Annotated in this window: 18 protein-coding genes; 14 read left to right on the plus strand and 4 right to left on the minus strand. The window is 41.1% G+C overall.

Annotated features, from left to right (window positions below; all coding sequences use genetic code 11):
- The first annotated feature begins 12 nt into the window (after positions 1-12).
- The 11 genes from ACSF8W_RS04270 to wecA all read left to right on the plus strand — a co-directional run bounded on the left by ACSF8W_RS04270 (position 13) and on the right by wecA (position 12,872).
- Positions 13-1,137 (plus strand): polysaccharide pyruvyl transferase family protein, encoded by a 1,125-nt coding sequence (locus tag ACSF8W_RS04270; RefSeq protein ID WP_500845348.1) that lies wholly within the window; start codon positions 13-15, stop codon positions 1,135-1,137.
- A gap of 9 nt (positions 1,138-1,146) precedes the next feature.
- Positions 1,147-2,301, plus strand: coding sequence for a glycosyltransferase (locus tag ACSF8W_RS04275; protein ID WP_500845349.1), 1,155 nt, complete (start codon positions 1,147-1,149; stop codon positions 2,299-2,301).
- On the plus strand, positions 2,298-2,927 hold the full coding sequence (locus ACSF8W_RS04280; RefSeq protein WP_500845351.1) for an acyltransferase: 630 nt from the start codon (positions 2,298-2,300) through the stop codon (positions 2,925-2,927). The genes ACSF8W_RS04275 and ACSF8W_RS04280 overlap by 4 nt, the downstream gene beginning before the upstream one ends.
- A gap of 27 nt (positions 2,928-2,954) precedes the next feature.
- Positions 2,955-4,085: a glycoside hydrolase family 99-like domain-containing protein gene (locus tag ACSF8W_RS04285; protein WP_500845353.1), complete on the plus strand. Its 1,131-nt coding sequence runs from the start codon at positions 2,955-2,957 to the stop codon at positions 4,083-4,085.
- Positions 4,086-4,419: 334 nt separating this feature from the next.
- A complete protein-coding gene (locus ACSF8W_RS04290) occupies positions 4,420-5,259 on the plus strand; it encodes a hypothetical protein (protein WP_500845355.1) in 840 nt (279 codons plus the stop codon).
- A gap of 35 nt (positions 5,260-5,294) precedes the next feature.
- Positions 5,295-6,413, plus strand: a complete 1,119-nt coding sequence (locus ACSF8W_RS04295; RefSeq protein ID WP_500845357.1) for a glycosyltransferase family 4 protein — start codon at positions 5,295-5,297, stop codon at positions 6,411-6,413.
- Positions 6,403-7,455, plus strand: a complete 1,053-nt coding sequence (locus ACSF8W_RS04300) for a DUF1972 domain-containing protein (protein ID WP_500845359.1) — start codon at positions 6,403-6,405, stop codon at positions 7,453-7,455. Before ACSF8W_RS04295 ends, ACSF8W_RS04300 begins: the two co-directional genes overlap by 11 nt.
- 15 nt (positions 7,456-7,470) lie before the next feature.
- Positions 7,471-9,441, plus strand: a complete 1,971-nt coding sequence (locus ACSF8W_RS04305; RefSeq protein ID WP_500845361.1) for an acyltransferase family protein — start codon at positions 7,471-7,473, stop codon at positions 9,439-9,441.
- Between the two features lie 95 nt (positions 9,442-9,536).
- Positions 9,537-9,926, plus strand: coding sequence for an acyltransferase (locus tag ACSF8W_RS04310; protein ID WP_500845363.1), 390 nt, complete (start codon positions 9,537-9,539; stop codon positions 9,924-9,926).
- Between the two features lie 821 nt (positions 9,927-10,747).
- Positions 10,748-11,668: a UTP--glucose-1-phosphate uridylyltransferase GalU gene (gene galU / locus ACSF8W_RS04315; RefSeq protein WP_500845365.1), complete on the plus strand. Its 921-nt coding sequence runs from the start codon at positions 10,748-10,750 to the stop codon at positions 11,666-11,668.
- Between the two features lie 94 nt (positions 11,669-11,762).
- Positions 11,763-12,872, plus strand: coding sequence for a UDP-N-acetylglucosamine--undecaprenyl-phosphate N-acetylglucosaminephosphotransferase (gene wecA, locus ACSF8W_RS04320; RefSeq protein WP_500845367.1), 1,110 nt, complete (start codon positions 11,763-11,765; stop codon positions 12,870-12,872).
- 117 nt (positions 12,873-12,989) lie between these two features.
- Here wecA and ACSF8W_RS04325 read toward each other — a convergent pair whose 3' ends face one another.
- From ACSF8W_RS04325 to ACSF8W_RS04340, 4 genes are all read right to left on the minus strand, one after another.
- Entirely contained in the window at positions 12,990-14,174 is a 1,185-nt protein-coding gene (locus ACSF8W_RS04325; RefSeq protein ID WP_500845369.1) for a tyrosine-type recombinase/integrase, read from the minus strand.
- A gap of 356 nt (positions 14,175-14,530) precedes the next feature.
- Positions 14,531-15,781 carry a hypothetical protein gene (locus ACSF8W_RS04330; RefSeq protein ID WP_500845371.1) on the minus strand — a complete coding sequence of 417 codons (1,251 nt, stop codon included), beginning with the start codon at positions 15,779-15,781 and terminating at the stop codon, positions 14,531-14,533.
- Positions 15,778-18,687, minus strand: coding sequence for a site-specific integrase (locus ACSF8W_RS04335; protein WP_500845373.1), 2,910 nt, complete (start codon positions 18,685-18,687; stop codon positions 15,778-15,780). Before ACSF8W_RS04335 ends, ACSF8W_RS04330 begins: the two co-directional genes overlap by 4 nt.
- 7 nt (positions 18,688-18,694) lie before the next feature.
- Positions 18,695-20,254 (minus strand): site-specific integrase, encoded by a 1,560-nt coding sequence (locus tag ACSF8W_RS04340; RefSeq protein ID WP_500845375.1) that lies wholly within the window; start codon positions 20,252-20,254, stop codon positions 18,695-18,697.
- A gap of 666 nt (positions 20,255-20,920) precedes the next feature.
- On the opposite strand from ACSF8W_RS04340, the gene ACSF8W_RS04345 reads away from it, so the two are divergent.
- From ACSF8W_RS04345 to ACSF8W_RS04355, 3 genes are all read left to right on the plus strand, one after another.
- A complete protein-coding gene (locus ACSF8W_RS04345; protein ID WP_428479881.1) occupies positions 20,921-21,196 on the plus strand; it encodes a helix-turn-helix domain-containing protein in 276 nt (91 codons plus the stop codon).
- Entirely contained in the window at positions 21,189-22,424 is a 1,236-nt protein-coding gene (locus tag ACSF8W_RS04350) for a type II toxin-antitoxin system HipA family toxin (RefSeq protein ID WP_500845377.1), read from the plus strand. The genes ACSF8W_RS04345 and ACSF8W_RS04350 overlap by 8 nt, the downstream gene beginning before the upstream one ends.
- Positions 22,425-22,688: 264 nt before the next feature.
- Positions 22,689-24,044, plus strand: coding sequence for a Fic family protein (locus ACSF8W_RS04355; protein ID WP_500845379.1), 1,356 nt, complete (start codon positions 22,689-22,691; stop codon positions 24,042-24,044).
- The last annotated feature ends 136 nt before the right edge of the window (positions 24,045-24,180 follow it).

A 24,180-nucleotide genomic window follows, 5' to 3' on the forward strand; every position in this document is an offset into this window, starting at 1 on the left:
AAGGAAAAGTAAATGAAAATTGGAATCTTAACATTCCACCGAGCCCATAATTATGGGGCAGTATTGCAAGCTTATGCAATGAAGTTTAATTATTCAGCACATGGAGATACTGAGTTAATTGATTATTGGCCTGAGTACCATGGTGTAGACTATGACCTTTTGGACAAAAGATTTTTAAATGAAAATCTTTCATTTATTCAGAGGATTAAACTTTTAAAGTCGTCTATTAAAAGATTGCTGCTTGCTCCTATTAGATTAGAAAGACATCGTAAGTTCAAAGATTTTATCAATAATCATTTCATTAATAAAGAAAGTAAACTAATAGTAGACTCAAAAGATCTTCCAAAAGATTTTGATATTTATGTGTACGGCAGTGATCAGATCTGGAGAGTCTATGATATGACAAATTATCCAAGACCAGATCTTACTTATCTAGGAAAGAATACACCTGAAGATGCAAAACTTATCGCTTATGCAGCAAGTATGGGACAGGTTAATAATGAAACATTAGAAGATAAAGATGTTTTTAACCTGCTGAATAAATTTGACTATCTAGGTGTGCGCGAAAAGCCTTTGATGGAAGCTATTTCTAATATTCATTCTCTAAATGTTCAACAGGTACTAGACCCTACTTTTTTAGTTCCTAAAAATCATTGGGAAGAGATGATAAATGATATACCGAGAGTATGTGAAGAGCCCTATCTGCTTTTTTATAGTCTAATTAACTCAGATGAATCAAGAAAATTAGCTAATAAAATTTGTAAAGAAAAAGGACTAAAATTAATTGAGATCAATGGTTTCGAAACTTTTTCAGGGCACTTCAATGATGGATTAATTCAGTCGGCTGGTCCTCTTGATTTCTTAAAATTAATTTATGATGCCGAATATATTGTATCTACATCTTTTCATGGAGTTGTTTTTTCAATTTTGTTTGAAAAGAACTTTTATGCTTGTGGTATGGAGCATCATGTTGCAAGAGTAGCTAGTTTGCTTGAAATCTTAGACCTAAATGAACGTCTAGTTGAATCAAGTAGCTCAGAAATCAATAATGTTGATTACTCTAATTCAAGAATTATTCTCAAGTCTCTTATAGATGATTCTCGTTTATTTATAGAACAGTCGGTTCTCTATAACTGAGTTTTTACAATGAAAATCTTATATATAGTCGAAAGTGCCGCCCCATATGGTGCTAATAAATGTTTGATCGATATTGTTGATTTTATTATAAAAAAAGGTGACCAGCCTTTTGTTGTTGGAAGTGAAGATGGTCCTCTTGCTAATTGGTTATCTGAAAGAGGGGTTCCATTTAAATCACTAGGACATAAGTTGTCAATATATCCACGAGCAAAAACATTAAAGGACAAAATTTTATTCCTACCTAAGATATTTGCATTTAGGATAGTAAATGTTATTGCTTTAATTAAGTTAATAAAAATATGCCTGTATTATAAGCCTGATATCATTCATACTAATATAGGGCCAACTGTTCTTGGGTATTGGGCATCAAAAATTCTTAAGATAAAACATGTATGGCATTTAAGGGAGTATCAGGATTTAGATTTTGATATGAATTTCTTCCCTAACAAATACTTATTTAAAAGATTAATCAATAAAACTGATAGAGTTATTTGTATTACCAATAAAATTTCAAATCACTTTTCAGCATCGTTAAACTCAGTAGTGATATATGATGGGGTTTTAGAGCCAGAGAATATTTCAATTTCTAATGATAAAATGCCGTATTTTCTTTTTGTAGGAAGATTAGAAGCAACTAAAGGGATCGAAGAGGTCATAGATAGTTTTATCAAGTTTCGTGAGCTAGGTTATTCGAATTATGAACTTTTGATTGCTGGTAGTGGTCTGGCATCTTATCTGCAATATCTGAAACACAAAGTTGAAAGAAGCCCTTTTCATAATCAAATTAAATTCTTAGGATTTCGTGATGATATAAATGAATTGATGCGTAAAGCAAAAGCACTTGTTGTCGCATCTAAATGTGAAGGTTTTGGATTGATTACTGCTGAAGCTATGTTTAATGGTTGCGTTGTGGTTGGACGTAATTCAGGTGGGACATCAGAGATATTGACTAATAATTCTGGGAAAGATTTCGGCCTTTTATTTAAAAACAATAAAGAGCTTACAGAATCCTTTATTGAAGTATCAGAGATGACTGATGAAGAATTATCTATTATGGCGAGTAGAGCCCATGATGAAGCTGTGAAAAAGTATAGATTAGAATCTCAGCATAATAAATTATATTCAATTTATGAAAGTGTAATAAGTTATCAGGTTGAGAAATGAAGAAGTTTGCTTTAAAGTTGATAACAATATTATTTCTGGTGTTGAATTTCATTTCATTATCTCATAGATATAGATATTGGGTGCATCGATTCTTAGGTTTTGCGTTCGTTATAAGAAATAGAAGTTGTTTTTTCAATATAGGGGAAGGTGGTTTTATTTCCTCTGATATTATTATTCATAATCCTCGTAATATTTCTATTGGAAATTTTTCGGAAATCAGTAGAAATTCATCACTTACTACTTGGGGTGGCGGTAATAATAATGATGGGCCATTAATTGATATCGGTAATAACGTTTCTATTGGTGAAGGAGCGCATATCACTGCTTGTAACTATATCCAACTGAATGATAACGTATTATTAGGTAAATATGTCACAATAACTGACAATAGCCATGGGTACTCAGATGGTACTGACAAGTTTTTACCTCCATTGAAAAGAGAGGTTGTTTCTACTGGGAAGGTGATTATTGAGGAACGGGTTTGGATAGGCGACAAAGTTACTATTTTACCCGGAGTTAGGATTGGTGAAGGATCAATAATTGGCTCTAATTCAGTTGTTACAAAAGATATCCCAAAAAACTCAGTAGCTGTAGGTGTCCCTGCAACTGTAATAAAAAAACATTAATAAATAATTTAAATTAATTAGGCAAAAATGAAAATAATTCCTCTATATTTACCTCAATTTCACCAAATTCCAGAAAATGATGAATGGTGGGGTGAGGGGTTCACTGAGTGGACTAACCTGAAAAAGGCAACAAAGTTATTTGATTCACATTATCAGCCACGAGTACCGTTAAACAATAATTACTATGATTTATCTGATGTCGAAGTTTTAAGATGGCAGTGCAAGATTGCTAAAGAAAATGGTATATATGGATTCTGTTTTTATCATTATTGGTTTAATGGGCATAAACTCCTAGAAAAACCAATGGAAATGTTATTAGAGAATCCTGATATCGATATCAAGTATTGTGTGTCTTGGGCAAATGAAAACTGGAATAATGGGTGGGTTTCTGCTGATAATAAGATATTGATTGGGCATGATTTTAATGATGAAAAAGATTGGGTAGATCATTTTGAGTATTTACTGAAATTTTTCAAAGACCCTCGTTATATCGTGGAGGATAATAAGCCTCTTTTGACCATATATGTGCCTCATCATATTAGAAAATTGAAAGCTATGCTTGATCTATGGAATAAATTAGCAATAGAGAATGGATTTGATGGCTTGAAATTTATACACCAGCATGTAAATAGCCATTTAGATGCTACTATGGATAAATCACTATTCGACTATGGTATTCAATTTCAGCCACAATATGTTGAGATGCTTGGTGCAAGTAAATCTAGTCAATTAATGAACATCTGGGTACCTAAAATTACCGCCGTTCTGCAGAAATATCTTGGTTTGCATCTTAAGATGTTTCGAAAACAAGAAGAAGTAACTATAAAATCATATGATGAAGCATGGGAGAAAATTCTTTCATTAAAACCAATGAAGAAGGGAGATCTTCCTTGTGCATTCGTTGATTGGGATAACACTCCCCGCAAAGGTAAAAGAGGCTCTTGTTATGTAGGTGCAACTCCTCAAAAATTTGGTGATTACCTTTCTAAGCTTATAGTTAAAGCAAGAAATGAATATGAAACTGATAAGATTTTCCTTTTTGCATGGAATGAATGGGCTGAAGGCGGGTATTTAGAACCTGATATTAAGTTTGAGCATGGTTATTTAAATGCAATCAAAAAAGCTCTTGAAGAAACAAATGAAAAAAATGACTTTTAATAGAGCGAATGCATTCGTTTATTTGACATTAATTGCTTTTTGTATATATCCTTCAGTGTTCCTAAACAAAGAAACTGGAATGAGTTATTTTTTAATTGGAGTACTTATTACAATATCTACATTTATAATAAAATTTAGGTTTCATCTTAAAATTGAAATCTATTTATATATATTTATTATATTTCTCTGGCTTTTTCCATACATCTCAAATCATGAATCAGTAAGAATTACGACGCTGATTTTTACAACATTATATGTTATATCATATATATCATACTTAAAATTTTTAAAGTGTGGAACACTGTCTGCCTGGAAATACTTAGGATTGATTAGAATGATATTGATAGCATATTTTTGTATGTTATTAGTACAACAAATCTGTGTGTTATTAGGGCTTCCAGTATTGAATGCTAATAATTATACAACTGAAATGCCTTGGAAACTTAATGCGTTATCTGCTGAACCCTCACATAGCGCACGTATATTAGGTGTGCTTATGTATAGCTATATTATAGTAAAGGAGTGTATTTCAAATAAAAAGACTACACTTTGGGGTTTTATAAGAAACGAGAAAATTGTATCTATTGCATTTTTTTGGTCAGTATTGACAATGGGGAGTGGTACTGCTTTTTTAATGGTTTTCTTACTTATTCTGAGATTTATTAATTTTCGAGATGGTTGGATATTGTTATTAGGCACAGTCGTAAGCGCAATAATTTTTACTGATGCACCGATTGTTGCCTTTGAACGTTTTTTTGCTTTCTCCACGGCAGTATTTAGTGGAAGCATAGACAATATGATTTCTGCTGACCATAGTGCATCAGTAAGAGTCGTGCCGTTTATATTATCTGCGCAAAAAATAGATATATTTAGTATTGGTGGAATTATTGGTAATGGTGTTGATTTCACAAAGCAATTTATGTCTACAGCGTTTCCTGGTGTTACGGATAACTTCACTGGAGGTGGATCTTTATCTTTTGCATTAGAATATGGATGGCCTTTAACACTTGTTTTTTTAGCTATTACATTTAAACAAATGGTTTTATATAAAGAGCCGATATCTTTAGCCCTTTGGTTTATCCTTGTCGTAATGTCAGGTATAAATACTCCACTAGTTTGGTTTTCATTATTATTTTTATCTACAAATAAATTCTTTTTAACAAATAAAGAGTAAATTTATTTGTTCGACTTATGTTTGGGTGTTTATCTATGGCTGATAATATTGACTTGTATTATATACATATATTCAACGATTTTAGTGGGAGTCCAAGGGTTTTAAAAGATGCAATAGGATGTCGTGTAAATGACCCTAAGAGAAGTTTTTTATTCACGAGCAAACATTCTGGGTTTCTTGATGATGTTGATTGTCAACGAGTCAATGTGTTCTATGCTAGAAGTAAAAATCGAAATATACAATTGTTTTATTTCTTAGTGGCACAATTAGCTCTGTTTTTTAAATTGTTTTTTTATTTGTCAACCAGTCATATTAAAAAACGAAAGCCTGTTGTTATAATTAACACAATGTTACCTTTTGCAGCGGTATTTGTATCTTGGGTTATGAGAGCAAAAATTGTTTGCTATATTCATGAAACTTTAATTAAGCCGGACTTATTGAAAAGTTTTTTACGTTTTTTTATAGAAAACTTCGCTACCCATGTGATTTATGTTTCTAAATATTTAGAAGAAGAAGAATGGTTTTTAAAGCCAGAGAAAGCAGTAATTCATAATGGATTAAGAGATGATTTTCCACTTGAACCTGTTTTCAATGCAACTGAAAAGTTTTATGGAAGAAAAATTTTATTTGCAGGTTCTTTAAAACAATATAAAGGTATTGAGCAGTTAGTTCAATTATCTGAACTGAATCCTGATTTTGAATTTATAGGTGCATTAAATTGTGATGTTACCGATATTAATGCATTTTTATTAAATAGGGATATACCATCTAACTTATTCCTTGTATCTAGACCATCTAATCTTGAACAATTATTTTCCGAAAGTTTCTTGGTGTTAAATTTATCATTGCCAGATTGTTGGATCGAGACCTTCGGATTATCTCTTATTGAGGGGATGGCTTTTGGAAGTCCAGTTGTAGCACCACCTGTTGGTGGACCAACTGAGTTTGTTAATTTATCTAATGGGATTTTATTAGATTCAAGAAATATTGAAGATATTTCTAAATTCATAAATATGCTTGGCGGTTCATATACTTTATGGCAATCATATTCTAAAAGTGCACATGTTACATCAAGGCACTTTTCGTCAATTAAATATAAACAATCTTTCACGAAATTTTATACTCGTTTAATGGTGGAATTAAATGAAATCTGATAATAAATCAGTATCAATTATCGGGACAGTCGGTGTTCCTGCATCTTATGGTGGTTTTGAGTCTCTGGTTGATAACTTACTTGATGATTATTCAGGTTCAATTTCGGTGTACTGTTCTTCAAAAAACTATAATGACAAAATGTTGTCTTATAAAGGCGCAAAGTTAATCTATATACCAATGAAAGCTAACGGTATTCAAAGTGTATTTTATGATATTTTAGGCATGTTACACTGTCTGATTACCAAGCCAGATAATGTTTTAATTCTTGGTGTTTCTGGCTGTGTCTTTTTACCATTATTCAAAGCTTTTTCATCATCTAAAATTATAACTAATATTGATGGTTTAGAGTGGAAGAGAGATAAGTGGTCACTATGGGTAAAGAAGTTCCTTAAATTTTCTGAAAAATTAGCGGTTAAGTACTCTGATATAGTAATTTCTGATAATTCGGCTATCTATGATTATGTATTATCTGAGTATAATGTTAGAAGTAGAGTTATTGCTTATGGTGGGGATCACGCTACCAATTGTGTTGATGTATCTTTACCTAGTGATGAATTTGCTCTTGCATTATGTAGGATTGAGCCTGAAAATAATATAGAAATGATTTTAGATGCTTTTAGTTGCATGGATAAAAAAATTAAATTTATTGGAAATTGGAACAATAGTGATTATGGGAAAAATGTACGTGATAAATATTCTAGTTTTTCTAATATTGAATTAATAGATCCCGTTTATGACATTAGTACTCTATATAAATTACGCTCTTCATGTTCACTATATATTCATGGTCATTCAGCAGGAGGTACAAATCCATCTCTTGTTGAAATGATGCATTTCTCAAAGCCAATTTATTGTTTCGATTGTTCATACAATAAAGCAACAACTGAAAGTAGAGCGGTTTATTTCAGTGATTCTGATGAGCTATCTCAATTGATAACGATGAATGTTGGTAAGGAATGCGGTCCTGACATGCTCAATATTGCTAAACGCAGATATACTTGGAGCATAATAAGGAAGCAGTATTACGAATTGTTTGTATGATTTGGTAATTGAAGAATGAATTTTAGATATGATATTAATGGATTAAGAGCTCTGGCGCTTATTGGTGTTGTCTTCTTTCACTTTAATCCACAATTTGTGCCTGGTGGTTTTTCTGGGGTCGACGTTTTTTTTGTGATATCAGGTTTCCTGATGACAAAAATAATATTCGGTGGGTTGGAGTCTGGAAAGTTTGATTTATTTCGTTTTTATGTTTCTCGTGCTAATCGTATAATTCCACCACTCGGTTTTTTATGTTTGTTTGTACTTTTATTTGGTTGGTTGTATCTTACTCCAATCGATCTTAAAATTTTAGGCAAGCACGTAACTAGTAGTATTGCATTTTTTTCAAATATTATTTACTGGCGTGAAGCTGGATATTTTGATACATCTTCGGCTCAAAAGTGGTTACTTCATACATGGTCTCTTTCGGTCGAATGGCAGTTCTATATAATTTATCCTATTATTTTGTTATGTTTTAAACGTTTTGTGAGCATAAGTGTTTTAAAGAAATTTGTCTTATTGTTAACAATTGTATGTTTTATTTTTAGTGTAATTGCCACATATCAATTTCCGAATTTTTCATATTATGCGCTCCCAACAAGAGCTTGGGAAATGTTATTTGGAGCTGTGGCATATTTATATCCTATAACACTCAGTGATACTAATGCAAGGAAATGTAACCTGCTTGGACTTTCACTTATAATTTTTTCTTATTTCTATATATCAAGTGATACTCCATGGCCCGGATATTTGGCTGTTTTCCCTACATTAGGTGCTTATCTTGTTATAATCAGCAATCAGCAATCATCAATATTTACTAATAACCGTATAATTCAACATCTAGGGCTATGGTCATATTCAATCTATTTATGGCATTGGCCTATATTAGTTTTCGGTCGTTATTTTGATGAACTTGATTGGATGTTTTTCGGTTTGCCACTTTCTGTTTTTTTTGGATTCATAAGTTTTGTTTTCATAGAAAAAAATAAGCTGTCAAATCACGTAACATTGCGGCGTGTAATAATTTCACCTCCCATGATTCTTCTCATTTTAGTCGGATTGTTCGGTTCTTTGATGTTTGTTAATTCGGGTTTTGAAGGTCGGGATAATATACAGTCAGCAAGTAATTACAATATTAATGCTAAATACTATAAAGAGCTAGAACAAGATTTAATAAAGCTACGCCTAGATGAGTGTCGATTATATTCAAGAGATAATATTCCTTATGGATCTGGTTGTGACAAATTAGATTCTTATAATGAAAATGTAAGGGCTATTATACTCGGAGATAGCCATGCAGGTTCGGTCGCTTCTTCTGCATTAAAGTCACTAAGAAATGTTGATACTGACGGTCTTATCATTAATGCTCGTGCTAGTGGTTGTTTACCTGTGGTAGGCGCCAAGCATCGTGCAGATTCAATTTTTTCTGGATGTAGTGAATATAATCGCTATTTGTACGAAAAATTAATTCATGGTGATTTCAAAAACACTCCAGTCATTATTTTAAGTCGGCTTAATCTTTATCCTTTCGGTTTTAATGAAAAGGGAGAACAGAATATTCCTTTTGTGTACTTTAATAGTTACAATGTTTTTTCAGAAGCGTATTTGGAAAATTATAAGAAACATGTAATTGAAAATTTTTGCACTTTATCTGAAGGTCGTAAATTATATATTCTTAAACCAGTGCCTGAGTTTAATTTTGATGTATCGAATAAATACTTGTCCCAAGAGTTATTCAGAGGTGAAATTAGTCCAGTTGTTATGAGTTACAATGCTTATAACGAGCGTAACAATTTTAATGATTCAATTTTAAGAACTCTTGAGAATCAATGTAATGTTGTTATTTTGGACCCATTACCAATTTTTGACAATGGAAGCGGTTATGTATCTGAGCTAGATGGTGAGGCAATTTATGAAGATGGAAGTCATTTGAACATGAAAGGTGGCTTATTATTAACAGAATTGTTTGATATCGTGTGGGGGTAAAACTACGATTATAAAACACACTACAGATAAATAATAATACGTCAATTGAATTTATTTCATTGATTCATGAAATTAACAATTTGGGATGGGTAATTGTGAACTTAACTCAATTTCTTTCTGTTCAAAGGTTTGTAACATCTCTTAGACGATTTTTTCTCGTGAAAATTTGGGGGATGAATATACATGAAACAGCCATACTCTCATTGAGTTGTAAGCTTGATAAAGTAAACCCCCAAGGAGTGTATATCGATAAGGGTACTTACATAACATCAGGAGTTATAATACTTACGCATGATTCTTCTAGACAAATTATGTGCAACACAAAAATTGGTAAAAACTGTTTTATAGGCGTAAACTCCATTATACTTCCTGGCATTATAATTGGGGATAATGTTGTCATTGGTTCCGGTTCTGTTGTGACTAAAAATATAGAGAATAATGTTGTTGTTGCGGGAAATCCTGCTAGAGTGATTAAACATAATTAGATTTCTATTTACTATGTCTTTATTTAATTGTGTTATGTCGTAAATTTAACAGCTGTCTTTGTCTTGATTCTTTTTTTTTGTGGGGGGATCTTGATATTAGTTCATTAATTGTGACTGGAGATGTGTTGATAAACAGTCGATTTTTGGTAGTCGATGGGGTTGTACGTCTCTACTTTTATTAAAAACAGCTATTGTTGAAGTGAACATTATATTTACCTCAAATTTTTAATCATCTGTAATGCTCTGTGTTGTGTTTTTTGTGGACATAACCTTTAATTGTCATAGTTTGATGTATATTACTATATTTGTTGTTTTACCTGTTATACAACAAGCTTAACTAAAAAGTGAATAGAATGTAATAACTGTTACTTTAATCGTTACTGTTCGATTTTTAATCTCAATAAAGTCACTGGGTAAGTTTATACAGATATTAACAATAACAGCTAGTTTAATGAATAATGAAACGCCATATATGACCACATCTTTTACTATCTATTATTTATATCTCCATTAACAAGTGTTTTCTAGACAAATCACGTTCCAGTATTTTGTTTGAATGTTTATTTTTTTTTCATGCGGCATTCAGGTTTAATGTTGGATAGTTTAAATTATATACATTGATATGTTCTTGTGCACATATTTAGATGAAGTTAATTTAAACGCGGTCGTGATCACAAGTATTTAATGTTTAGACTACATTATAGTCCGAAAATGCTTAATTGAATATATCATTTAGTTGAATGCCATTTTTGTTAACCAATTATAAATGCCCCTAATCCCACTCTACAAATATTATTAATTTTTTAAGGTTAAGTTTCGATATGGAAAGAATTTCAAAAGCAGTCATTCCTGTTGCAGGCCTAGGCACGCGCATGCTTCCAGCAACGAAAGCAATTCCCAAAGAAATGCTACCCATCGTTGATAAACCGCTTATTCAATATATCGTTAATGAATGTGTGGCGGCGGGCATTAAAGAAATCGTGTTGGTTACCCACTCGTCTAAAAATGCGATTGAAAATCATTTCGATACTTCTTACGAGCTTGAAGCGACGCTTGAAAAGCGTGTGAAACGCCAGCTGCTTGAGGAAGTACAGTCTATCTGCCCGAAAGATGTCACTATCATGCATGTGCGCCAAGGTCATGCCAAAGGGTTAGGCCATGCAGTATTGTGTGCCAAGCCACTTGTGGGTGATGCGCCATTTGCCGTTGTATTGCCTGATGTGATTTTGGACGAATACACCGCCAACCAGCGCACTGAAAACCTAGCGGCGATGCTGCAACGCTTTGAATCCACCGGTGCAAGCCAAATCATGGTTGAACCCGTGCCTATGAGCGAAGTGTCAAAATATGGCGTGGTCGATTGTGGTGGGGCAGAACTTGCACCGGGCGACTCATCTGGTATGACACGGATGGTAGAAAAGCCGGCAGTGGAAGAGGCTCCTTCTAACCTTGCTGTTGTGGGGCGTTACGTGCTGTCTGCCAATATTTGGGACAAACTCGCGATTACCCCACCGGGGGCGGGCGATGAAATCCAATTGACCGATGCCATTGATATGTTAATGGCAGACGAAACCGTTGAAGCGTTTCACATGAGTGGCAAGTCGCACGATTGTGGTGACAAGTTGGGTTATCTCAAAGCCTTTGTGGAATATGGCTTGCGCCATGAAACACTCGGCTCGGATTTTTCACTTTATTTACAATCTGTGATGGACGCAGATAAAAGTTTAAAGCTCGTCAGTTAACATTCCTCATGATTTAAAATCAGCCTGCTGTCGGTTTTTATTTCAACGTTACGTTTAATGATGCAATCAATTCCTCAGCATATAAGACATTACTATGACAACTACCGCGTTTATTTTTGTTTTTCTTTTATCGTTTTGTAGTCTCTTTGTGTTCCGCAAAGTGGCAAAACGTATTGGCCTGGTCGATAAACCCAATGCCCGTAAACTCCACCAAGGGGTCATCCCCTTAGTGGGCGGGATCTCCATTTTCACCACGGTGTGTATTGGTTTTTTATTGTTCTTACCTGTTACGCCTAATTTACTCCTGTTCTTAGGCTGTGCCTTTATTTTAGTCGTCATCGGCGCCATTGATGATTACTACGATATCAGCTTCAAGTTCCGTTTGTTGGTGCAAGCGGGTATTTCACTGGCCATGATCCACCTTGGCGGTCACAGCCTGCATAACCTTGGCTTCTTAATGGGCAGTGAAACCATCACCTTGTCACCGCTCGCCAGTGGTATCGTCACCGTATTGGGCGTAATAGGGGCGATCAATGCCTTTAACATGGTCGATGGCATTGATGGCTTGCTGGGTGGTTTGGCATCCGTGACCTTTGGTGCCATGGGCTGGGTATTTTACACCAACGGCAATGAATACTTGGCCGCAGTTTGCTTGTTGATTGTCACCGCCATGGTCCCGTACATCATGTTGAACTTAGGCATTCCATTAGGACGACGCTTTAAAGTTTTCATGGGTGATGCGGGCAGCGTGTTGATTGGCTTTGCGGCGGTATGGATGTTGATCCGTGGTACGCAAGAGCCGGGTGTGTACGCGTTCAAACCGGTGACGGCATTGTGGTTGATTGCGATCCCGTTAATGGACATGGCAACCATTATGATCCGCCGTATCCGTAAAGGTCACTCACCGTTTAAGCCGGATCGCGAACACTTGCACCACATTTGTCAGCGTATCGGCTTGTCATCAGCGATGTCATTGGTGGTGATTTGTACCATGGCAGCAGCCATGGCAGCCATCGGTATTTGGGCGGATATGCACGGCGTGCGTGAATCCGTCATGTTCATCAGCTTCTTGGCGGTATTTGGCGTGTATTTCTTTGTGATTAGCCATATCTGGCGTATTACCACGTTGATTCATAAGTTAGTGGGCAGTAATAAAGCCCCACGTTTTGATGAGCAAGTCTCTGAGTCTGGTACGGATAAATAAGTCATAGTCAGTGTCAACAGGTTAAGCGGTAGCTGAATGAAAAGTGCTGTAACTTCGGGTACGGCACTTTTTGTTTCTGAGCTGAAATTATCAATAGCGGTTAAACCATCGGGCTTTCTAAGCACATCCCTCTTGTTTCATGAGTGCATCAAAAGCACTGCCATCACGGCGAGACGCATTGGCCACATACGGCGCATAGACTTCGAACAGTAAGCGCGTATCACTATGACCAAGCATGTGTGAAATATAGAGCGGGTTCTCATGAGCAGCGATGTGCAGTACTGCCGCAGTGTGGCGGGTCTCATAAGGACGGCGTCGTTTTAACCCCGCTTTTTTTAATGTCGGGTACCACAGTTTTCGGCTGACATAGTGGGTATCAATGGGGCGACCATTATCAAGGGTAAACACAAACGGTGAGTCGTGGTTGAGGTTATTGTTATTGTCTCTGTTGGCCGCAATGCGCTGCAATGCCTCATAGAGGGTGCCACACATCTTCAAATCACGCCGTGACTTCGGCGTTTTCACATCACCAATCTCACCATTGACATAGTTTTGCCGGACACGAATCAGTCGATGGGCAAAATCAATATGCTCCCAATACAAGCCATGCACTTCACAGCTACGCATTCCGGTCCAAAACCGTAAAATAAAGTAATCACGCCATTGCGCGGGCACCGCGTGTAAAAACTGCTGCACCTCAGCGACCGTCATTGGGTGAGAATCGGCCTTTTCTTCTTTCAGGGCTTTATAACGACGCAGTGGGTAAGTAAATTGGCACTCTTCGGCCGCGAGGCTAAGAATGGCCACCAGTGGCCAGAAAATATTGTTAATGCGTCGGTTAGACAGTTTGCGTTCGCCGTCTGTTTTCTCAAGCGCCATCAGCGCATGGCGCTCGTGTTCAACGTGCGATAGCGTGATGTCTGCCACCAGCGTGTTACCAAAGGTCGGGATCAAATACCGGTCGAGATTGTTGCGCACGGTTTGTTGATAACTGGTTTTCCACTTGGGGCGTTGGCGCTCAAACCAGTCATTGGCGAAATGGTCAAAAAAGGGAGATAGGCGATCTGGGTGCTTGGCGCGTTGGAGTGTTTCAAACTGCGCGACTTTCTTGCTGTGCGGAAAATAATCACGGTATTGAAAAGTGCCTAAATCAATCTCGGCATTCATTTTTTTCAGTTGTGATTTGGCATTGGCGAGGTTCTTCGGGGTGGCCATGGTCTTCGTGCCTTCACGAAAACGCTGCCCATATATGTGCAAATCAAACTGGATCCGCCCATTAGGGCGCACGCGGATCTGAGCCATTTTGGCCTCCATCAAATAGATCTGTCCCTACCCGATGGAATTCGCTAAAATCGAGCCATCGGCTGGGTTCGGTTTAACTAGTCGCAGCCGGTACGAGGCGAAGTGGTTGCCGCCACTTCGTCTCAACTGCCTTATTTTCTTCGTATACAACATCATGTTCATACACAACATCATGGATAAAACCCTATAGAAGGTTCTGCTCATATTTTGTGCATGTCACTACTGTAAGCCATCCTGTTTATTTGTCCAGTATTTATTCCCCTGTATTTTTTGTTCAGTACGTTGTTACTTAGACGTTGTTGCCCCATTGCTACCACTCACTCTCACATCTGCGCGTGTGGCGACGCCATGCCTGATTAGATATCCCCAAATCCGAACAAATCGCCTTGTGGCTCCAAGCGAGAGACGCTCGTTTCATTGTCTTGGAATTCCGCTTTTAGCTTCATGACGGCAGGTAACGACGCCATATCCCGTTCAATTGGGACCGTGGCATAGGGGTTACGAGAATGGCGTTCATTGAAAAAACCGAGTACGCGTTTGCCATCGGGGGTTTTCAATATTTGTAGCTTCATCTGCTTGGCCTCCGTGATCGACGGAATTTTCACTTTGAGGATTTCACGCAGATCCACGCGATAGAGCAGTGGTTGGTTGATATTGATATCAATGTCAATCACGTGAATGTGTTTGAGAAACCCAAACGGCGGAACAATGTTGGCGACCATGATGGCATTTTGCTCAATGAGCAGGTGGCTGGTGTTCGCTTGTTTGATCTCTGGGTATCGCTGGTGGTAGGTTTTTAGTTCTCCTTTCATCTCATAGATAGTGACAATCAGCGTGGCTTCACACTCATACTGGATAGCGGCTTGTTGATAAAACTCTGCGAGACCGGCCAGTGGATACGTGATCGTTTGGGTCGGCGTCGAGAAGGTGATCCTGTCATTATGTCGCGTGATGTTAACCGTATCGCTATCAGTGTGCGCGCACATATCGATCAGTCCCTCTGCCGCCTCTGAAGTGAGCGTCATTGAGAAGGAAATATCGGAGGATTCAGGCAATGCTAATTCTTGAATATGTTGGTTACGTTGAATGCGTACCAAACGCGCGTTATGATCAATGTCGATCATGTCAAAGGGGACATGTTTTTTGACCTCTCTCATCATGTTTTGCAGCGTGCTAACGAGCACACTCTTGGTGATGTTTTTCTTTTGGGCATCAAGGTAGGCGACATGCGCCTCACGTACAGGCCCTGTCTGGCACGCTCGTAAGGTATCGTTGGATAAGGTAATTTTGGCGCGGGGGTGAACGGGAGACTGGCTATAGTCGAGCGCAATAATGAGGGGAGAGGGATCGGCCTTGCAATCATTCATCATGTCTTTGAAATACGATCCATTGAGTGACCATTGGCCACTTTTGAGTGTGCCTTGGGTATTAATCGACAAGGTGATGCTTTGAAGCGCCTCGTCTTTGCCGCCGACAAACGTGAGTTTTTTGCCCTTGGTGTCAATAAAAACGCTAATATCATGGTCGACTTTTTGCAGGTGAATGCTGTCGATCAGCGAGGTCATTTTAGCGCGATCTTTAGCCGTCAATATCAGTTCATGGGTCATAGGCAATCCTCGGATGGTGTGTATACCTGCTCAGGCAAGCTATCGAGTTGGAGATAACGCAGTAGCAGCGGCATCAATGAAGCGTCTGCCGCGATGTTAGGCGATAAGGTGATGGCGAGCCGAGATTGACCGGTCGCAATCTTTTTCTGTGTGACGGCCTCGCCGCGACGGGCAAAGCCTTGCTGTGCAATGGCCAACTGACGGCTGGCATTGATCTTTCGGGTACAGATCAACACAAAGTGGATAGCGAGCCATTGCCATTGGGGTTGTCTGATTAATGTGGTAAATGCTGTGGCATTTTTTTGGTTGCACGCAAGTTCGATCGTGATGGCCTGTGGTGTGTGACAAAGGGCGGTCATTGATGCTTTCAACGTGTTGAGCGCAGTTTGCTGTGGCTTCGTTAACGGTGCATGCGCATGGCGGCCGGCGTGCTGCCACAGGGCACTGAGTTCACTGAAGTTAAGATGGCTTTTCTTTAGCATATCGAGCGTGCGCTGGCCTAGAAAATGATGTTGTTTGAGAAACTGTTGCTGCCATAGCTCGTCGTATGCGGTTTGTATCTCGTCATAAGCGGCCATGTTCGTGGGTGCGGGTTGCGGGTGTTTGAGCACGGCGCGGCTTAGCACCTGCTCTGAGAGCATGACCGGGGAGCCTTTCTTCTGCGCGAGTGGACGATTGGCATAATCGGCACTTAACCGGCTGAGCTGGCGCGAGATATCGTTGGAGGTGGGTGACAGCCCCAAGACATAGCGTAATTGACTGTGGCTATAGGGTTTGCAGTCGGGCTGAATGATAGGTCGTAGCCATTCAACCCCATGTAAGTAACTGAGCCGCGTGGTGGCATAGTGAGCATGCCCTAATTGTTTGCCCATCACATCAAAGATCAGGTTGTCATTCATCTGCGTAAAATCACGCCCTTCCAGCCAATAATCAAATCGCTGCTGACAGACCGTTGACGTTAAGAGGCGCTGGGTATGAGGATCGGCATTCAGGGCGGTCGGCTGTACGGGATACAGTAACGCCATGCCTTGTAGATACAGTAAATGCGCGCCGCTGTGGCGAAGGTGATGCATACGCACGGCTGGACCGAGAAGCGCTTTTAATGCGCGTGTGACCGGCAACAGATAATGCAGCTGACGTGAGCTCATCGTCTCGCCCTCATACCCGATCAACGGGGTATCGGCAGGGCAAGACGCCTTAATGTGTAGGGAAATGCGCAGTAAATGCGCCAGCTCTTCCGGGATCACGGTATAGACAATGCGTGTCCGCCGGTTTTTTGTGTCCCCTTCGGCGGTGGAGGTCAGAGTGAGGCGAAACCGTTGTTTGTGATCCGGGTGACAATAAATATCTTTAAGCCGCAGACGGAGAATCTCCCCTCTGCGTAACATCGCAAAATACCCTAGCATGGCCCCTAGGCACGAGAATAGCGATTGAAATGGGGTGGCCCCCGGTTGTGTGAGCAAGGCATGGATCACATCATGCAGTTCGCTCACCGAGATCCGAAACGCATCCACCTGGATCGGCAGCGTTGGCGGCGAAAACGCACTTAAGTCAAAATGATCCGTCAGCGGGTGATGACGTAGCGAGCGGAAAAAATAAAGCAGCATCAAGCGATGGGTGTCGCTCTCTAAAGCGTCATACGCGCGATGCGCCCACGCCATTAACGCAGAGGGGTCGATGGCATCGGCATAACGCAGCGGCATCGCCGTGAGTTTTTCATAAATACCGGTGTATTTGCGGATGGATGACGCCGACAAGAGCGCTTTTTTGACCCCGCCATAGCGGATCAGATCGTCGGTGTAGTGATAAAAGAGCACGGGCAGAACGTTACTCGCTTCCCAGCGTGGCGGGGCGTAGCTGTTACAGGTGTCGCTGTCACAGCCGCGACGCCCTTGCCGCGCATACTGACGTAACAGTTCAAGATGGGGCCAGTCAAAGCGTTTGGTTGACGAGGTTAATCCCTCAAACCACGCCTTATCCCAGTCCTGATCGTAAAGATGCGCAAGCGCGCGGCGGGTATAGGCAGAGCTGGGTGCATGGCTATCAAACCCCACATGCCGGCTAGGGTTCGCCATGTCTTTCAGCAGCGTCGGGGGCAGATCGTCACGATAGTGCCACAATATCTGAAAGGCATGGTGCCATTGTGGCGCCGAGCGTGCTGACAGCGAGGTGGGGGACAAGACTGAGCGGGAAGCGGGCTCGTGACAATGAGTAGCGATCCATTGATTCAGTTGCTTCACTAACCCTTTTACAGAGAGAGCGGGCGCGTGCAGGCGGTAATACGCGGACAGTACCCGATAGGCAAAAGGGCTGAGGCCATAGCGGGTAAAGGCGGGCGTTTCTTGCTGTGATGACAGCTGGCCAAGGTGTGTTACTTTTATCGTGAGGCCAAATTGCGCCGTGTCGATACTCTGGGGATCATTGAGGATCGCCGCCAGATAGTGGAGTGAGACCGGCCCGACTTCCAGCGCAATCACCAGCGCCACCCAAGCGGGCTCAAGGGCTGGGCGGTGGCGTAAGAAATGGGCTTTCGCGTGATCGTAATGCTGCATCAACTGCTCAGCAAATTGCGCCTGCTCCGTGATACGTTCAAACCAGAGTAAGTCATTATCGTGAAGCAGCGCGGTCTTACTGTCGGGTAACGACCATTGGCACGTCTGTGCTAAATAAAGCAGCACATCATTGAGCGCCTGACGGTAGAGGCGCTGTTTCCCGGTTGGCACACTCGCAATCAGGGCATAGAGTGTACTGAGCATCGTCGGTGTCACGGTACGCTCGCCGCTCTCCAGTTCAGGCCAATGCTGCAAAACCCACAGGATCGCGTCTGGACGGGCACAGGTACCCCCTTGATGAGCGAAATACTCAACGATCTTTTTTTCATTAATGGGTTGCTCAGCGGCGGTCATGGTGTCCCTATCTTAAATGGAGGTAGATCGGTAATTGATTCAGATGCGTCCGGATCCTTGATAGACAAGTCGGAAAAAGGTGATCACTGCCCAAGTGCTCGCCATACTGAGAATGCCCCATTAAGCGGTCAATGTGATGCGTCGCCAATTGAGGTTGTGTGCTGGATAAAGCGCATTGCGCAAAAAAATGGCGCAGTTGATACGGGACGGCCATTGCCGCATCTTCTGGCCAATATGCCCGCATAAAGTGGCGGAGCGTTTTGGCCGTTAGGTGCTCTACCTGATGGTTATCATCGATCAGATACCACAGCATCGGACTCTCCACCGGCACGGGGAGGCGCGCAAGCAGTCGCTGCTGCACAGTTTGATAGTCGGTGATTTTTTGTTGCAGATAGTCACACAGCCACAGCGGGCGAAATCGCCCTTTGTCGCGCACGGTGGTATTGCCCCCAAAGCAGCGCCGCTTTTCCAGCGAAATCGCATGCGTCGGCCGTATTCCCGTCAAAACAATACAAAGCAGTGCCAATTGATAGGTACGCAAGTTGTAGTCGGTTTTGAGGGCTGCCAGTGAGCATCGCTTGCCGGGGGCATTGTTGTTGTTCGCCTCTTGAAGGCGATGGAAAAACACACTGACATCCTCGATTCGGAGGTGGCGCGCGCTACCAATCCACAGCGGATTGTCTATCTGCTTTTGCCGGTTACCGTTGCGGGTATCGATATAAAACTGCGGGATCGTACCTTGCTCGGCTAAATAAGGGGGCAACGTTGCCGGAGCCTGTACGAGCGCGATGGCTTTGCCATTGATGGTGCAGTCAAAATAGTGATGCCATTTATGCGCGCGTGCCGCACGGGCTAATCGTTCCAGATACGCATTATGGGCATGAAAAATTTTAAATCGAAGTTGATCACTGTTCTCGCGTTGATAGGCCGCCGCACTGTGGTGATGCAATTGACGCGTGGTGAGCAGGACCGATTTGGCCGTCGTGGACAAGACCGGATCAACCTGGATCATGGTGGTGAAATACTGGAACAGCTTATCTTTACGTACCCGTGGCCAAACAGAAAATGCCTGAGGCGTTTTCCATTTCTTTTGCAGGGTTTGCAGTAAGGCCTGCTTTTGTTTGCGGCTAAGCCACGGGGTGTCGTAGCTGATGTTGGCCATAAACGGCTGGAAAAGGCCATTGAACAGCACGGGGATCGGTTGCCACAAATACACCGTGCCCGTGCTGGTCGGGTAGGCAAGGGCATATTCCACCCATGACACCCCGCCATCACGCATGCTTCGCAGGCAATGAAGTTGGCATGGCTGACTGCCGGCGATTTTTTTCAGATCAGGAATATCCTCCAGGGTAGTCAGTGTCGAGAGTTGCTGGGTCAGCCATAAATAGAGCATCACCAGTAACTCGACATCAGAATGGGTGTCAAGCACGTGCGGGGAGCGGGACCGCTTTCGGCGATACCGACGAAACAAAATGGCGAGGGTGGTGAGGGTCGCATCCACATCGGGCGCGACGCCACCGGCATTTTTGCCTCGCTGATAAGTCTGTATCGCGCTATTTTTTCCCACATAACCTCGTGATATTGGTAGTAATGTGCCGTTGGTGAAAGCACGAAAGCCACCGTGTGGCTTGGCGCTGTACGTCTCTGAACGGCATAAATCATTGACAGGGTGAACAATAAGTAACCACGGGTATTGTGACGGCTGATTTTGTACAAATGAAACCCGATCGGGGTTTTTGTTTTATTTTTGAGCGCTGTCTCTAGGGATTAACGGTTTTTTGGTGCGAAAAGGCGAACTTTTTTTCTTATATGTCTTTTGGGTATTGATGTGTAAGGTTTTTAGTTTTGATGGGATAGAGTCGCTTTTTATTTTTGTGCGATGACTCGGAGAGTGCGTTATGGGTGTTTCATTGGTTTTTACGCACCCAACGTCGAGCTGCACCAGGGTATCGACAGACGCGATCATGCGGACAAGATAAACCGTCTCAAATTACCCTTTCAAGGCGATTTCATGTCTCATGGGGGCGGGCGTGATGGGTTTAATGGTTTGATGTTAAATGGTTTATCAGCGTTTTGTGGGGGATGTACTAATAGAGAGTACTATCAGGCCGTGCTAAATGTTGTGTTGAACGTAGGGGGGCATTATCTCGTTTTTTAAATTTGCTACAATAATAGCGAAAAATCTACTTTTTGCGCTATAATCGATACCATAGTAGCAATTTAAGAGGCGTGCATGTTATCTCTCTATACCGCTTATGATTTGCAGATGGAACTCAAAGAGTTTATTAAATCTGCGCGTAAAAAAGATAAACTCAGTGTTCATAAGATGGCCGATCTCTCTGGCGTGCCTTACGCAACGATCCGAAAGTTTGAGTCATCTGGCAACATCTCATTGCGTCAGTTTCTCATGCTTTATGAGACCGTCGGTGACTTGAAAAAAGTGAAAGCGCTGACAACGTCGTCTGAGCCTGAATTTACCTCAATAGAGGATGTGCTTCGACGTGCTTAAATCAGCCCTAACTGTAAAACGAACGCTGAGCACAGGTGAAAAAGTACTTGTTGGCAAGCTCGTTGAAAATAGTAAGCAAAGCTTCTTTCAATTTGATGAGGCTTATTTAGGCGCTCATTCAACCTCTTTGGCACCGTTCAATTTAAAGGCTGATACAAGTCTGCAAGTTGCACCTAGAGGGCCGCATTACGGCATTCATGGGGTTTTTGGAGACAGTCTCCCCGATGGTTGGGGCCTTTATCTCATGGATCGTGTATTTAGACAGAACGGTCATAACCCTAAGGAAATTACTGCCCTAGAGCGTCTGGCTTACTTGGGTGACAGGTGTATGGGGGCGTTGAGCTATGAGCCTGAATTAGAGTTACTTGATGAGTCCAAGGCGTCGATTGATATCATTACCCTTGGCCGAGCTGCGATTGAAGAGTTTGAAGGCACCGAGTCTGCTTTGCTTGAGCACTTGATGAAGACGGGGGGATCGGGTGGTGCTAGGCCCAAAATGAACGTTACACGGTTATCGAATGGGCAATATTCAACATTAGATGACACACTAGGAACAAAGCTTATCGTAAAGTTGACATCTGAAAAGTTTGACTTGAAGCACGCTGAATCATTAGTCGAATATTGCTACATGCAGATGGCCCGTAATGTCGGCATTGAGGTGCCTAACTTTGCTTTAATCGATGCGGGAAATGGTCGATTTTGGCTAGAGCAGGAACGATTTGATAGCACCGAGCAAGGCGGTCGAATCCATATGATTTCTGCGTGTGGGTTGTTAGATGCACCGTTTCGAGAGCCTTCTTTGGATTATGTGGATTTAGTTAAAGCTACGCGCATCATGTGCAGTGTCACTGAGTCTCAGAAGCTCATTAAGCGCTGCATATTTAATTACCTAACTGTAAACCAAGATGATCACAGTAAGAACTTCAGTTTCCTTGCCAGTGACACAGATAACTGGACGCTGTCGCCTTTCTACGACATTGTTTACAGCCCTAACCCTTACAAAGAGCATATGACGGCATTTGGTGGTAATGGCCGAACGCCAAAGAATGCACTCGACCAGTTAGCGGCTCAGTCGGGGTTATCTTCAAAGAAAGCGATCATGGTTATGGCTGAGGAAATATTTGAAATAACACGCTCGTTTAGTCATGAGGCCAAACAGCTTGGCTTGTCATCTAATCTCATCAAGGAGATTGATAAGGATATGGTGGAAAAATTTAAGGCGCTGTAAGTATGGGGTGTTCGTCTCACCGTCAGCCGCGCAGATCTGTCTCAAATCACCATGTTAAGGCCGTTTTCTATCTCATAGGCTTGGGTGATGTTGGCTTAATTATTTGATTGTTAATGTACTTTCAGGGAGGGGTGAGAGTTTACGAAGAGGGCGTACTAGGCAAAAAACGCTTACTGCGACACTTTTATTGTCACAAAAGGATAAACACGCCATAATTGTGACACTTTTATTCAGAGAAGTGTCACAGTTAAAAGGGTATCTGTCATGAATAGGTTTGAAATCCAACGCTATATCGAACAACAATGTCACCCGGTGTCTGTTTCAGACCTTATTATGGCTCATCCCGACTTAATTCGGCGTACGCTTCAGCGCTGGCTTAATAAACTTATTGAAGACAAACAGATAGCAGCCATTGGCGACGGTCGTTCACGTAAATACATTGCACTTATTAATAAAGCAGAGGTCACGCTTTCAAGCCATCGCGAGCATGATGGTTTTCCTAAGTCGATCCCACTTTCTCCTGATAGCCATGACATTCTTACTTATCTAAGTAAGCCTACTTTTGAGCGTGATCCTGTTGGTTATTCGCGTGATTTTTTAGATGACTACATTCCCAATAAAACTCACTATCTTTCTGAGCCTATTCGTCGCCAGCTACACCGCATGGGAAAAACCATCTATGCAACACAACCCGCGGGTACGTATGGAAGAGATATCTACAATCGTTTATTAATCGATTTATCTTGGGCATCAAGCCACCTTGAAGGCAATACTTATAGTCGATTAGACACAGTAGAATTAATTGAGCATGGTCAGTTTGCACAAGGAAAAGATATCATCGAGACGCAAATGATTTTAAATCATAAATCTGCGATTGAATTACTGATTGATAATGTCGATTCCGTTGCGTTTAATCGTTTCACAATATTAAATTTGCACAGTGCGCTATCAGAAAACTTATTAGCCAATCCGTTTGATGAAGGGCGAGTACGTAGTCATGTGGTAGAGATAGGAGGCAGCGTGTATAAGCCAATGTCATCCGAAGAGGTGCTCTCTATCCAACTGGAATCAATACTGAATAAAGCGAATCAAATCATCGATCCCTTTGAGCAGTCATTTTTTATCATGGTGCATTTACCTTATTTGCAACCCTTTGCTGATATTAATAAACGTACCTCTCGTTTGGCTGCAAATATCCCTTTGCTTAAAACCAACGTATGTCCTCTTACGTTCTTAGATGTACCCGAAGAAGCCTACAGTAAAGCGGTGCTTGGTGTCTATGAGATGAATAGAATAGAGCTTCTTCGTGATCTGTATTTATGGGCGTACGAGCGCTCGACAAAAGAATACTTAGCCGTGAAACAAGAGTTAGTGAAACCCGATCAACAACGCTTGCAATATCGAGCGAAGATAAAGATGATAGTTAAACAAGTCATACTGACGCCTGGATCTCAACCTCTTGATATCATTGAATCGTGTATGAGTGATGAACAAGAAACGGATAAACAAAACATTATCGCCCTTGCATTAGAAGAGCTCAGGCGAATTCACGAGGGTGTATTGGCACGATACGGCCTAAGACCATCTCAGCTAGAAAAGTGGCGTCAATTGCATGGGTAATGAGTCAAAGGCTAGCGTGCAAACCATTCCGGTTCGTTCTGGTTTATTTCTGGCATAGCAGCCTCTAATTATCAAGTCTGGTTAAAGCATAGCGCTGTACCCAGCAGGAGACAATGTTGGTGTGTGATGCCTTACA

Source organism: Photobacterium sp. 270122K (genome assembly GCF_059941365.1).

Excerpts from the sequence above, each read along its gene's own strand:
- ACSF8W_RS04270 (WP_500845348.1), top strand. The coding sequence starts at position 13 with ATGAAAATTGGAATCTTAACATTCCACCGAGCCCATAATTATGGGGCA.
- ACSF8W_RS04275 (WP_500845349.1), top strand. The coding sequence starts at position 1,147 with ATGAAAATCTTATATATAGTCGAAAGTGCCGCCCCATATGGTGCTAAT.
- ACSF8W_RS04280 (WP_500845351.1), top strand. The coding sequence starts at position 2,298 with ATGAAGAAGTTTGCTTTAAAGTTGATAACAATATTATTTCTGGTGTTG.
- ACSF8W_RS04285 (WP_500845353.1), top strand. The coding sequence starts at position 2,955 with ATGAAAATAATTCCTCTATATTTACCTCAATTTCACCAAATTCCAGAA.
- ACSF8W_RS04290 (WP_500845355.1), top strand. The coding sequence starts at position 4,420 with ATGATATTGATAGCATATTTTTGTATGTTATTAGTACAACAAATCTGT.
- ACSF8W_RS04295 (WP_500845357.1), top strand. The coding sequence starts at position 5,295 with ATGGCTGATAATATTGACTTGTATTATATACATATATTCAACGATTTT.
- ACSF8W_RS04300 (WP_500845359.1), top strand. The coding sequence starts at position 6,403 with ATGAAATCTGATAATAAATCAGTATCAATTATCGGGACAGTCGGTGTT.
- ACSF8W_RS04305 (WP_500845361.1), top strand. The coding sequence starts at position 7,471 with ATGAATTTTAGATATGATATTAATGGATTAAGAGCTCTGGCGCTTATT.
- galU (WP_500845365.1), top strand. The coding sequence starts at position 10,748 with ATGGAAAGAATTTCAAAAGCAGTCATTCCTGTTGCAGGCCTAGGCACG.
- wecA (WP_500845367.1), top strand. The coding sequence starts at position 11,763 with ATGACAACTACCGCGTTTATTTTTGTTTTTCTTTTATCGTTTTGTAGT.
- ACSF8W_RS04325 (WP_500845369.1), bottom strand. The coding sequence starts at position 14,174 with ATGGCTCAGATCCGCGTGCGCCCTAATGGGCGGATCCAGTTTGATTTG.
- ACSF8W_RS04330 (WP_500845371.1), bottom strand. The coding sequence starts at position 15,781 with ATGACCCATGAACTGATATTGACGGCTAAAGATCGCGCTAAAATGACC.
- ACSF8W_RS04335 (WP_500845373.1), bottom strand. The coding sequence starts at position 18,687 with ATGACCGCCGCTGAGCAACCCATTAATGAAAAAAAGATCGTTGAGTAT.
- ACSF8W_RS04345 (WP_428479881.1), top strand. The coding sequence starts at position 20,921 with ATGTTATCTCTCTATACCGCTTATGATTTGCAGATGGAACTCAAAGAG.
- ACSF8W_RS04355 (WP_500845379.1), top strand. The coding sequence starts at position 22,689 with ATGAATAGGTTTGAAATCCAACGCTATATCGAACAACAATGTCACCCG.